13 protein-coding genes are annotated in these 12157 nt (G+C 62.6%); 6 read left to right on the forward strand and 7 right to left on the reverse strand.

Translation table 11 applies throughout. The features are described 5' to 3' along the window. Positions 1-104 precede the first annotated feature (104 nt). The 3 genes from HGO38_RS24480 to HGO38_RS24490 all read right to left on the reverse strand — a co-directional run bounded on the left by HGO38_RS24480 (position 105) and on the right by HGO38_RS24490 (position 2163). Entirely contained in the window at positions 105-782 is a 678-nt protein-coding gene (locus tag HGO38_RS24480; RefSeq protein ID WP_250958432.1) for a DsbA family protein, read from the reverse strand. Between the two features lie 196 nt (positions 783-978). After that, positions 979-1647 (reverse strand): hypothetical protein, encoded by a 669-nt coding sequence (locus tag HGO38_RS24485; protein ID WP_250958433.1) that lies wholly within the window; start codon positions 1645-1647, stop codon positions 979-981. Positions 1648-1665: 18 nt separating this feature from the next. Continuing rightward, entirely contained in the window at positions 1666-2163 is a 498-nt protein-coding gene (locus HGO38_RS24490) for a DUF721 domain-containing protein (RefSeq protein ID WP_250958434.1), read from the reverse strand. 147 nt (positions 2164-2310) lie between these two features. Here HGO38_RS24490 and mutY point away from each other — a divergent pair, with 147 nt between their 5' ends. From mutY to HGO38_RS24505, 3 genes are all read left to right on the forward strand, one after another. Beyond that, on the forward strand, positions 2311-3399 hold the full coding sequence (gene mutY, locus HGO38_RS24495; RefSeq protein WP_250958435.1) for an A/G-specific adenine glycosylase: 1089 nt from the start codon (positions 2311-2313) through the stop codon (positions 3397-3399). A 3-nt stretch (positions 3400-3402) separates the two neighbouring features. Continuing rightward, positions 3403-4017, forward strand: a complete 615-nt coding sequence (locus tag HGO38_RS24500; protein ID WP_250958436.1) for an HAD family hydrolase — start codon at positions 3403-3405, stop codon at positions 4015-4017. A 150-nt stretch (positions 4018-4167) separates the two neighbouring features. Then, positions 4168-4641, forward strand: coding sequence for a transposase family protein (locus HGO38_RS24505; RefSeq protein WP_250958437.1), 474 nt, complete (start codon positions 4168-4170; stop codon positions 4639-4641). A 3-nt stretch (positions 4642-4644) separates the two neighbouring features. Here HGO38_RS24505 and HGO38_RS24510 read toward each other — a convergent pair whose 3' ends face one another. Continuing rightward, the gene (locus HGO38_RS24510) at positions 4645-5310 is read right to left on the reverse strand and encodes a hypothetical protein (protein WP_250958438.1); all 666 of its coding nucleotides are present in this window, start codon (positions 5308-5310) and stop codon (positions 4645-4647) included. A gap of 76 nt (positions 5311-5386) precedes the next feature. After that, the gene (locus tag HGO38_RS24515) at positions 5387-6469 is read right to left on the reverse strand and encodes a glycoside hydrolase family 25 protein (RefSeq protein WP_250958439.1); all 1083 of its coding nucleotides are present in this window, start codon (positions 6467-6469) and stop codon (positions 5387-5389) included. Positions 6470-6846: 377 nt separating this feature from the next. On the opposite strand from HGO38_RS24515, the gene HGO38_RS24520 reads away from it, so the two are divergent. Beyond that, complete coding sequence (locus tag HGO38_RS24520) at positions 6847-7149, forward strand: putative quinol monooxygenase (RefSeq protein WP_250958440.1); 303 nt, start codon at positions 6847-6849, stop codon at positions 7147-7149. A 3-nt stretch (positions 7150-7152) separates the two neighbouring features. Here HGO38_RS24520 and HGO38_RS24525 read toward each other — a convergent pair whose 3' ends face one another. After that, a complete protein-coding gene (locus tag HGO38_RS24525; RefSeq protein ID WP_250958441.1) occupies positions 7153-8997 on the reverse strand; it encodes an O-linked N-acetylglucosamine transferase, SPINDLY family protein in 1845 nt (614 codons plus the stop codon). Positions 8998-9147: 150 nt separating this feature from the next. On the opposite strand from HGO38_RS24525, the gene HGO38_RS24530 reads away from it, so the two are divergent. Further along, positions 9148-9504, forward strand: a complete 357-nt coding sequence (locus HGO38_RS24530; protein ID WP_250958442.1) for a nuclear transport factor 2 family protein — start codon at positions 9148-9150, stop codon at positions 9502-9504. 126 nt (positions 9505-9630) lie between these two features. Here the strand turns inward: HGO38_RS24530 and HGO38_RS24535 are convergent, their stop codons facing one another. Then, a complete protein-coding gene (locus tag HGO38_RS24535) occupies positions 9631-10761 on the reverse strand; it encodes a site-specific DNA-methyltransferase (RefSeq protein WP_250958443.1) in 1131 nt (376 codons plus the stop codon). A 247-nt stretch (positions 10762-11008) separates the two neighbouring features. On the opposite strand from HGO38_RS24535, the gene HGO38_RS24540 reads away from it, so the two are divergent. Next, entirely contained in the window at positions 11009-12103 is a 1095-nt protein-coding gene (locus HGO38_RS24540) for a hypothetical protein (RefSeq protein ID WP_250958444.1), read from the forward strand. Positions 12104-12157 lie beyond the last annotated feature (54 nt).

Here is a 12157-nt window from a genome sequence, read left to right on the forward strand (position 1 = left end):
GTGTCACCCCCACCCGCGCATTCGCGCGACCTCCCCCCTCAAGGGGGAGGTGAAAAACGGGCGCGCGGGTGTCCCCGCCGCCCGTTGCAATACGGTCGGACAAATCAGAGCAGGCTGTCGATGAGCGCCGACATGGATTCAACCGACATGTCTCCAGAATAGCTCTTGCCGTTGATGAAGAAGGTCGGAGTCGAGTTGACGCCGAAGTCATTCGCTCCGCGGTCCCTTACAGCCGACACATCAGCGGCAAGTTGGGCGTTCGTCAAGCAGGCTTCGAAGCTCTCCTGTGTAAAACCGGCCAATTTGGACATCTGCAGCATGGCGCCGCGCACATCTCCGTCGGCGGGAGCCGCCCAGCTGCGCTGCTGCTTCAGCAGCATCGAGACGAAATTGAAATATTGCGGCTCGGGGGCGCAGCGCGCCAGCATGAAGGCGGCGGTGGCGGCGGGGTCGAAGGGGAACTCGCGGATGATGAACAGAACCTTGCCCGTGTCGACGTATTTTTCCTTGATGGCCGGCAGGGTCTTTTCATGGAAATTGGCGCAATGGGGGCAGGTCATCGACATGTATTCGACGATCTTGACCGGCGCATTGGCGTCGCCCATGGTTTTTTCCGGCAGGGAGCCCGGCTTCAGCACGGCGTCCATGTCGACATCGCGGTCGGCGGCCGGCACTTCGGCGGCGGCAAAGGCGACAGGCGCGCTGAGCGTGATGCCGACGGCGGCCGTGGCGATGCCCGCCAGCAGGTGGCGCTTGGTAAGGTTCAGTTCGGAGATCGACATGGTGTTCACCCGCATTGAGGTTTTGAAAGACTGAAACAGTGGTTATATCGCCGCCGCGCCGCAAACAAGGCATGGTTGGCGATCACTCTTCAAAGATCTGTGACTGAAAAGCGCCGGATTTTCAAATGACAAAACCTTCATCATTACGCAACGCCGCAGACGTCCTGACTATCTCCAGGATTTTTGAATTACTGCCTCATTTATCCGGTTTATTTTGATTGACTCGCTCGTTTTGGTGCCGAGGCGTAATGTCCACGACCGAGGTCACACCTGCCGCGGCTTCACGCGAATTTATCTGCTCAACTGTTGATAAAGGCGTTAGGTATAAAAACCCTTCCGGTGACCGTTCTCCGATATTCCGCATCGTCTCCAAAACGCCATCCAGAATTTTCGCTGTAAGTTCCATCGCCGCTATCCTTTTGAACAAGTCAGCAAATTCCAGACCGTGTTCAAACTGCGGGTGCGGTGCGACAAAAGTTCCAGTCGGCATCTCGAATTTCATGAAATCGACGCGGGCGTGAGCAAAATCCTCATCGGAATGTGCATAAATAGTGTTACGCATTTGAATGATGGATTTATGCAGAATTCCTTCCGTTGCGTTTAGCTTTGCCCCGATTCGTTTGAGCGAGAGCCTGTCGAACCTACCGCCGTTGCTCTTCGTGAAAGCACGACCATATGAAACCACAAACGTCGTTTCGTAACATTTGAAACGCCGCAGTTCGATCTTGCTATACTTCGCGTCCTGATCGATCTCTTGGCCAAGGAAAGTGATAGCGCTCAGCGCCATTTGAAGATCACCATATGAGATAACGAGCCTTTTTAGAAGTTCGCGGTCTTCATCTGAGTTCGGCAACGGATGTGTCATTTTTAACCCTGACTACACTTATGTCTTGCGCTTTGACAGGACGCCGGTGCCGAGCCGCTCGATGGCCTGGCGCAGCTTGTCGTCCTCGATGCCCTCCATCAGGCCGGCCAGCCGCTCGGCCTTTTCGCCCTGCAGCTTGCGCGGCGGGGCGGGATGCTTGAAGGTCTGCGACACCGGTTTCTGGACGATGCGGATCTGGCCGATCGCCGGATAGCCGAAAAAGCTGTTGATGCGGCCGATCAACTCGCCCTGGGCATGGGTCAGAAACAAGGCACGCGCCCCTTCGCAGGCAATGGTCAGCACACCCGGCCGGCTGCCGCCGCTGTCGCCGGGATAATCGCGGCGCGGCCAGGCAATCTTCTCCGGCCGCGTGCAATCGCTGAAATCCTGGCCGGCGATTTCCGGCCACGAGCCGAGCAGGGCCGTGGAAATGCCGGCGCGCCGGGCGATCACCGGATCGATGATGCCATTGGCCGCTTCGGAAATCTGGATGGCGCCGCGCCTGCTGGGCTTCATGATGGTCTGTTGCTTTCCGGATTTCAGGCCTGCATGTCGTGGTCCCGAAACCGCTTCACACTTTCGGGCGACAAGCAGGGGTCTCAGCCTTGATCGACAAGACTGATTTGCCCAATTATAAGGCCCTTTTACCCATTCCGGCAAATCATGACCTCAAAGACCGTTAGAGACCCGAACGCACAGGCATTGCTGGCCTGGTACGACCGGCATCACCGCGACCTGCCCTGGCGGATTTCGCCTGGGATGGCGGCCAAGGGCATTCGGCCAAATCCCTACCATATCTGGATGTCGGAGGTGATGCTGCAGCAGACCACCGTGCAGGCGGTGAAGGCCTATTTCGCGAAATTCCTGACGCTATGGCCGACGGTCACCGATCTGGCAGAAGCGCCGGTCGAGGACGTCATGGCCGCCTGGGCGGGGCTTGGCTATTATGCGCGGGCCCGCAACCTGAAGAAATGCGCCGAGGCCGTGGCGTTCGAGCATGGCGGCGTCTTTCCCGATACGGAGGCGGGCTTGAGAGACCTGCCGGGCATCGGCGATTATACGGCCGCCGCCGTGGCGGCGATCGCGTTTAACCGGCCGGCCGCTGTCATGGACGGCAATGTCGAGCGGGTGATCTCGCGGCTCTATGTGATCGATGCGCCGCTGCCCGGCTCGAAACCTCTGATGAAGGTGCGCGTCGCGGCGCTGACACCTCCAGACCGGCCGGGCGATTTTGCCCAGGCGATGATGGATCTGGGCGCGACGATCTGCACGCCGAAACGGCCGGCCTGCGCGCTCTGTCCGTTCAACGGCGCCTGTCTGGCGCTGAAGGGTGACGATCCGGAGCGCTTTCCGGTGAAGCAGAAGAAGAAGGACAAGCCGGTGCGCATCGGGGCGGCCTATGTGGCGGTCAATGGCGATGGCGAGATCCTGCTCAGGCGGCGCAAGGACAGCGGCTTGCTCGGCGGCATGACGGAAGTGCCGACCACCGGCTGGACGGCGCGCCTCGACGGCGACGACAGCGAGGACGGCGCGCCGTTTGCGGCCGCCTGGCAGGCCTGCGGGGCGATCAGCCATGTCTTCACCCATTTCGAACTCCGGCTGTCGATCTACCGCGCTCAGATCACTCAACGTAGTGGCGATGACGGATGGTGGGAACCGGTCACAAATCTTGATGCGCAGGCCCTGCCGACCGTCATGAAAAAGGTCATCGCACAGGCTATTCCGACCGCGTTCCAACCGCCAAAAGGATGATCCATGGCTGACGAGATTCGCCACATCGTGTTCGACATCGGCAAAGTGCTGATCCATTACGACCCCAACCTGCCGTTCAGCCGCATCATTCCCGATGAGGCCGAGCGCCGGCATTTCTTCGACACGGTCTGCACCCATGACTGGAATATCGAGCAGGACCGCGGCCGCGCCTGGTCCGAGGCAGAGGCCGAACTGATCGCCCTTCATCCCGCGCGCGAGCCGCAGATCCGGGCGTTCCGGCAATATTGGCGCGAAATGGTGCCGCATGCCTATGACGGTTCGGTGGAGATCCTCAAAAGCCTGATCGCCGATGGCCATGACGTGACGATGCTGACCAATTTCGCCGCCGACACCTTTCGCGAGGCTCAGGAGATGTATCCGTTCCTGACCCTGTCGCGCGGCGTGACGGTGTCGGGCGAAGTGGGCCTGATCAAGCCGGACGTTGCGATCTACAAGCGCCATGCCGAAACCTTCGGGCTGGAACCGGCCCATACGATCTTCATCGACGATTCCCACCCCAATGTCGAAGGCGCCATCAGCGCCGGCTGGCAGGCCGTACACTTCACCGGCGCCGACAAGCTGCGCGAAGATTTGGTCGCGCGGGGCCTGCGGGTTTAGGGGGCTGAACCCGATCGTTCAGTGCCTGCGGTGACCCCCTGCCGGGTATTCCCCCCACACGGGCAGGGGAATCGCATATGGCAATTTTTGTCTTGCCAATGAGGCGAAGGACGATTCATTGGGATGGCAGTTTTTCAAAGGAGAACTGCGATGTCCTGTCTTGAAGGTTACTTCGGCTCGGTGCCGGATCCGCGTGGCGCCAATGCCAGCTATCGGCTTGGCGATCTGATCGTGATGATGATCGCAGCAAGCCTGTGCGGGGCGACATGCGCGACCGAGTTTTCCCTGTTCGCGCAGGAGCGTCGCCAGGCCCTGTCGCGCCTGATCGATTATGACGTCGCCCCCAGCCACGACACCTTCTCGCGGCTCCTGCGGCTGATCGATACTCAGGCCTTCGCGCGTGCCTTCGCCGCCTTTGCCGAACGCAGGAGCCGGGCGCGCGGCGACCTCAGCCCTGAGACGCTGGATGGCGGCTCTGCCGCCGGGCCCGCCGGTGGTGCTGGTCACCCATCAGGTCAATATATCAGCCTGACCGGCGTGGTGCCGGCCAGCGGCGAACTGCTGTCCGTGGCCTTTGGCGCTGCCGATCCGCTGACGGTGCTCGGCAGGGTCCGGTCCGGCTGAAGCCTAATACTCGATGCAGCGACCGGTGGCGTGCCGGACGAAGTCGACGACATTCGCCCTGACCTGCGTTGTGTTGATCGTATTGGGCAGATGAAACCAGCCATGCAGGGTGAAGATTGGCGGAAACATCGGCTTGGGATTGAAGGGCACATAGTGGAAGGCCACCAGGCTGCTCTTGCCGTTCTCCACCAGCGTCAGCTGAAACGGCCCTTCGCCGGCGGTGGTGGCCTTGCCGCTGCGGCCAAGAGGAATGTCACTGTCCGTATCGAGCAGCAGATACCGCGCCGGCATCTGCGTCAGCTGCTGCCGTGGCTGCCGGGGGCTTAGCGGGGGCGGACAGCCCGACGGATCGGGATCGAGCTCAGCGAGGACAACCTTCTCCTTGGTCACAATTGCCAGTTCGGGCTGAAGCTCTGAGACCGCGACCTTTGGCAGCGCATCGATCCGCGCCTGATAGGCATCCTGGGCGTTCTTCGCAGAGATGTAGGCGAACCCCCACAGGATGCAGGGCACCACGACATAGGCGGTCAGGATGCCACCGGCGGCGACCGGCGAAAAACCGGCCGCATAGCGCACCACACGCGGGATCGCCCAGAGATAGAGGATCGTCGGGGAAAAGATGATCGGGGCGCTGACCAGATAGAAGATCCCCCAGACCAGCAATTCCATGATGCATCCTTTCGGCCATTCTCAACCGCCCGGGCCTTGGCGAATGTCACCCGCCGCACGCCTTGCAGAAAAAACCTTAGCGCGCCTTGGCGGCCACCCAGTCGTGCCATTGCTGTTCGCTGCCGTGGAACACGTTGAGGTCGATCTTGCCCTTGACGCCCTGCGACAGGCCCGAGCCGGAATATTGCCAGAACACCCATTTGCGGTTCGGATAGCGTTTCGAGGGATGGGCGGCGACCGAACGCAGCCAGAAGGGATGGTCGAGGAATTCGCCGGTCAGGTTGTCCTCGTAGAAATCCGGTGCGGTGTAGATGATCGGCCGCTGGCCATAGTGGCGTTCCAGCTTGTCGGCAAACACCTTGATCTTTTCCAGCACGCGCTTGCGCGAGATGCGCTGGCTGCAGCTCGATTCGCCGTTCCACTCCACGTCGATCACCGGCGGCAGGGCGCCGACCTCCTTCGGCACGTTGCGGATGAACCAGTCGGCCTGCTCGCCGGCCGTGCGGCACCAGTAGAAGAAGTGATAGGCGCCGCGGCGGATGCCGGCCTCCTTGGCGCGCTTCCAGTTGGTCTTGAACATCGGGTCGAGATGGTCGCCGCCATCGGTCGCCTTGATGAAGGCGAAGTTGGCGCCTTGCGTGCGCAGTTTTGCCCAGTCGATCTCGCCCTGCCAGCGCGAGATATCGACGCCGTGCACCGCATGGCTGCGCGGCGAGATCGGCCCGAAATTGATCGGCTTGGCATCGCGGAATTTTTGGCTGTAGATCTGCGAGCGCGAGCGCGACGAGGGCGCCGCCGGCGCTTCCGGCTGCGGCTGCGGCGGCATCGGCACCAGCATGGCAACGGTGCGCTCGCCCGGAACCGGCATGCCGGCGGAACTGGCCATCGGCTCCAGCGCCTGGGTCTGGCTCTGGACTTGCGCCTGCATCTGCATCGCAGGCTGTCCGCCCGGCACGGGCCCGGCCCAGGCCAGTTCATGCGGATCGCCGGCGACGGGCGCGGCTGCGCCAACGTTGGAGGCCGGCACCGGCCCGGACCGCACGGCCACGGCGCTGGTCGTCTCCGGCGACACCGCCAGCGCCGTGTCCGGCGTGGATGTGGAGCAGCCTGACGTCAGCAGGCAGGCAAGAGCGATGGCTGACACGGTCGATAAACGCATAAGGTACCCGTACGCAAAACAACGATCGCGGCGTTTGTGACGCCCGCCGACGACCCACTGAAACAAAGTGCTAACGGAGTTTTACCAAAAAAGGCTGAATGCAATCTTTACGAAACGGCAGGAGGCTGTGGCGCGAAGCAAAGGCGGCGGCTTATCAACACCTTCCCTCAACCGGGCCTTGCGCCGGGATGGCGGGCAGGAGGGACGATGGCCGGCAGGCCAAAGGCGGGTGACCCCGCGCTCAATCGATATGGGTCATGTCCTGCTGCGGCCGACCTATCCAATACCCAAGAACGCCGGTTGCGGTTTGCTTGTGCCGGAGGCTGTGCCAAGGTATTTCGACATAGCCACACGATCGGCAAGACATGAGGAACTTTATGACCGAGCTTCAGGACCTGCGCATCTTTCTCGAAGGGCATATCGACGTGCCGCCGGAGCGGTTGGAGCAGGTGCGGGCTGCCCTGCCCGAGCATATCAGGCTGACGCTGGCCGAACCCGGCTGTCTGTCGTTTCAGGTCAGCGAAAGCGGCGATGTTGCCGGGCGCTTCATGGTGTCGGAAGCCTTTGTCGACCGGGCCGCCTTCGACGCCCATCAGCAGCGCGCCAAGGCGTCGGCGTGGTTCGATGTCACCGTCGGCATTCCGCGGGACTATGCGGTTCGGGTGGGTTCCAGGAGGTAGATCTTACTGGCAGATGCCTTCCAGCGCTGTCTCGATCTGCCGCGTCAGCGCCACTGTATCAAACAGCGGGGCGCTTTGGCGGGCCTTGATCAAGTGCTGGCGCAGGAGGGATTGGCGGACCCCATCCTGCGCCAGATCGACCGCCAGGCGGCCGAATTCGGTTAAATCTTTCGCGACCAGTTCGGGCAGGCCGACCGCCGTCAACAGGCTTTCGCTGACCCGGCCGGCAAAGCTGGTGCCCTTGAAAGTCACCACCGGCACGCCGCACCACAGCGCGTCTGACGTCGTGGTGTGGCCATTGTAAGGCCCGGTATCGAGACCGATATCGGCCTGGCAGAGACGCTGCAGATGATCAGTCATCGGCAGTTTCGGGGCAAACACCAGCCGCTCAGGCGCGATGCCGGCAGCCGCTGCCGCTGCTTTCAGATTGACTTTGGCGATAGCCGGCTGATCGGCCAGCCACAGGACCGAGCCCTCGACCTGATTTAGAATCCCCATCCAGGCGGCAAAGACCGGGCCGCGGATTTTTTGCGCCTGGTTGAAGGAGCAGAACACCACGCCTTCTTCCGGCAGGCCGTGATCGGCCCGCGTCCCCTGCCGCGTCACGGCGGCCCGCGCGGCGTCGTTGCACTGGTAGCTGGGGCTCAGCATCAGCAGTTTTTCGGCATAATGGGGCTGGCTTGCCGGCGGGGTAACCACGGCATCGGTCAGCGCATAATCGATGCCAACGCCGGCGACGCTGCCGGGGAAGCCGAGATAAGTGACCTGAAGCGGCGCCGGGCGGCGACTGAAAATGCCGAGACGGTTGCCTTGGGTAAAGCCTTTCAGATCGACCAGCACATCGAGATCGAGTGCGGCGATGGTCCGGGCCGCGGCATCATCATCGAGGTCGAGGATATCGACGACATGCTCGACCGAGTCCAGAAAGCGCTGACGCATCGGCCCTTTTCGGCTGCCGGCCGCAGTATGGCAGATGCCGAAAATCTCGACGCGGGTACGGTCATGGGCTTCCAGCACGCCGGCAAACAGCGCCATGGTGGCATGCTCGAAAAAATCGCAGGAGAGATAGCCGATGCGCAAGCGCTCGCCGGGATTTCTGACCCGTGGCGGGCGCGCGGGTGCTGCCGGCGGAAACAGGGTGGCGGCGGTGCGGCGGGCGCAGAGCGCGTGATAGGCTTCATTGCCCGACCAGGTGATGGCGCGGAAGGCGTTTTCGCGGATATCGGCCGCATCGCCCTCGCTGGCATAGGCCTCTTCCAGCTGGCGCTGCAGGCGGTCGGCGGTGGCGAAATCGCAGAGATTGGCGGCGCACCAGAACAGTTCGCTGAGCGCCAGCCGTTCCTGCGGCTTTTCCTGATGGGCGCGCGTCAGCGCCGGATAGGCTTCCTCGTAGCGACCAAGGCCGGACAGCACGATGCCGGCGTTCAGAAAATTGCCGAAGGTGCGGCCGATGCTCAGGAGGCTGCGGGCGAAGGGCAGCGCCTCGTCATAGCGGCCGGCTTCGCGGTAAAGGCTGCAGATCGAATGGTTGACGTCGACATCGTCGGGCAGGTGGCGGTAAAGCGTCTGCAACGCGCCAAGCGCTGCGGCATTGTCGTTGACGGCGACATAGTGGCTGGCGGCCCGGAACGCCACTTCGCGGCGCAGCTTGGAAGTCAGATCGATGGCGCCGGCAAACAGGCCGGCTGCAGCGGCCCGGTCGCCGAGTTTCTCATGGATGGTGGCAGCCAGGATGAAGGCATCGGCATTGCGACGCTCCTTGACCATCAGGCGGCCGAGCGTCGCCAGCGCGATCTGCAGATCGCCCCGGTTGAACTGCTGCTTTGCCTGATCCATCAATGCCGACACGGGCACTCCTCTTGCTGACGCGCACGAGCTGTAGGAAGTCCGACTTGTCCGAAACTGGAGGTCGCCTCACGTTCAGCGGGCTTGCCCCGCAAGACCCGATCGGCTTTTCTGCCGGGATGTCTCAAGACAGATTTCAACCAAGGACACGCCATGCCTTTCGACCCGGTCTTCGCCGTCCATCGCTTTCATGCCGCCATCAACGCCCTCGATTTTGCGACGATCGAGGATTTCTTTAGTGAGGATGCCGTCTACGGCTCGATCAAGGTCGGCGCGCTTGAAGGTCGGCCGGCGATCCTGCAGGCCTTTCGCCGCTATTTCGACAGCTATCCGGATCAGGTGGCGCTGGACGAACTGGTGGAGCCTGTCTCGCCGATGGCGGCGCGGGCCGTGTGGTCGCTGAACGCCACCCATTCGCAGACCGGCGAGGCGCTGGTGCGGCGCGGCGAGGAGACGATCACCTTCAATGATGCGGGACGGATCATCCGCGTCGATGTGACGGATTACTGAGGGCGCCAAAACGCCAGATGGCGCCCGAAACCTTTTAAGGGTTCCGGGCGCCAAGCCTCTCCTCTCGGGACTGAAGGTACGAAAACCGAGAGAAGAATAACCGGTCTGACAAAGCTGGGCGGACCGTTAATCCAGCTTTGCCAGACCATTGCGGATGATCGACCTGAGATCGTCAATGGGGCGCAGGGTTGCCCCCTCTTCGAAATGCCAGAAGGTCCATCCGTTGCAGGCATCAAGACCCTGGACTTTGGCGCCAAGGCGATGAATGGAACCGGCGTCGCCGCCGGAGACGAGTGTGCCGTCAGCACGCACGATGGCCCGGTGCCGGCGCTTGGCGCAGGACAGCACCTGGCCGGGCTTGACCAGGCCGCTTTCGACCAGGGTGTTGAAGGCGACGCGCGGTTCGGCCTTCTTGCCGGTCAGCACCGTCAGCTCGGTCTTGCCGAGCGGCTCGACGGCAGCGATGCGGGCAGACGCCGCGTCGATATAATCCTGCTCGCGCTCGATGCCGACGAAGTGGCGGCCGAGGCGCTTGGCGACAGCACCCGTGGTGCCCGAACCGAAGAACGGGTCCAGCACGATATCGCCCGGCTTGGTGGAGGCCATGATGATGCGGGCCAGCAGCGCTTCCGGCTTCTGGGTCGGATGGATCTTCTTGCCGTCCTCGCCCTTCAGCCGCTCGGCGCCGGCGCAGATCGGGAACAGCCAGTCGGAGCGCATCTGCACGTCGTCGTTGGAGGCCTTGAGCGCGTCGTAGTTGAAGGTATAGCCCTTGGTCTTCGGATCCGGCGAGGCCCAGATCATCGTCTCATGGGCGTTCTGGAAACGGCGGCCCTTGAAATTGGGCATGGGATTGGTCTTGCGCCAGACGATGTCGTTGAGGATCCAGAAGTTGAGATCCTGCAGGGTCGTGCCGACGCGGAAGATATTGTGGTAGGAGCCGATCACCCAGATGGTGCCGGTCGGCTTCAGCACGCGGCGGCAGGCGAGCAGCCAGGCGCGGGTGAAGGCATCGTAAACATCATAGGAGGCGAACTGGTCCCAGGCATCGTCGACGGCATCGACCAGCGACTGATCGGGACGGTGAAGCGCACCGCCGAGCTGCAGATTATACGGTGGGTCGGCGAAGATCACATCGACCGAATTGTCCGGCAGGGCTTCCAGCGCTGCCACGCAATCGCCCTTGATAATCGTATCGATCCATGACTTGGCGCCATCGGCGCGGCGAAGATCGGCGAGCGAAAATACTGAAGCCATCGGATACTCACTGTTTACGCTGACGCGGGAACCGGGTTACACTGAAGCGTGCTGCTGGAACACGATGCTTATGGTTACCGATCTTGGTTACCAAACCCTGAATTTGGCCGCCGGCATCTCAAAATAATCCATTTGCGATGCAACATGGGCAGCGCCGCCGGCCGGTCTGCCGTGACATATGGCCCGCTTGCCAGGTCCGGCGGCCCATGCAACATGCTCCTCCCCAACGGTCAGCAAGGTATTCCCCATGCGCATAGTTTTCGCGATCGCAACGGTCACGGCCCTGATGTTCGGCAGCGCGGTTGCCGCACAGGTCAGCGTTTTGCCGCCGCCGACACCGCAACCGCCCGCTCCGAGCTTCAACCTGCGCACCGATGCCGTGCTGTCGGAGGGCGGCCCGTCGCTCGGCGACCTGGCCGAGGTGCGCTGGGATATCTATCCGACCGCCGCCGATGGCAAGCGGCTGGCCAATGCGATCGACGGCGGCTACGAGGCGACCTTTGAGACCACCCTGCCGCCCGGACGCTACGTGGCCCTGGCGCGGCTGGCGGAACTGTCGCGCGAGGTGCCCTTCGAGGTGAAGGGGGACGAGATCACCGATATCAAGGTCAATTTCGAGGCCGGCATTCTGATCCTGAAGCCGACGCGCACGCAAGGCGGCGAGCGGGACGAGAGTGCCCGCCTCGACATCCGGCAGGGCCGTTTCGCGGATGGCGGCTATGGCGAGCGCGCCTTCTACGTGCCGGCCGGCGATATCGACATCGAGGCCAGCATCGGCGTGGCGAAAGTTTCCGACAAGGCCAGCGTCAGGGCCGGAGAAACGGTCGCCCGGGACATGGTGATCGCCACCGGCGTGGTGCTGCCCAAGGCGGTCTACGCGGAGGGCGGCCCGGACGTCGAGGAAAACGGCATCCGCTTCGATATCGTCTCGGTGCTGAAAGATATGAGCGGCGAGCCGGCCTCGATCGAAGGCAGCTACGGCATCAACCGGGTGCTCGACATTCCGGCCGGCGATTTCGTCCTGAAAGCCGAACTCGGCCAGGCCACCGGCCAAACGCCGTTCTCGATCAAGGCCGGCGAGCGCCTCGAGGTCCGCGTCAACATCAATGGCGGCGTGCTGGCCGTCACGGCACCCGGCGCCAGCCATATCGAGGTGGTCGGCGCCGCCAAGGATATCCAGGGCCGGCAGGAGGACATCACCGGCAGCAATGGCGCGGCGCTCAACGAGACGTTGCCGCCGGGCGACTATATCGTGCGAGCCCGCTATGCGGGCGATACCGCGCCCAAGGAAAAACCCGTTAGCGTCAAGGCCGGCGAGCGGACCGAGGTGACGGTGAAGTAGCGGGATGAGGGAAAAAAGCCTCTCCAAAACCTCACTAAAGTCCCCTCCCCACCC

Source organism: Rhizobium sp. CG5 (assembly GCF_023701945.1).
GTDB lineage: Bacteria > Pseudomonadota > Alphaproteobacteria > Rhizobiales > Rhizobiaceae > Allorhizobium.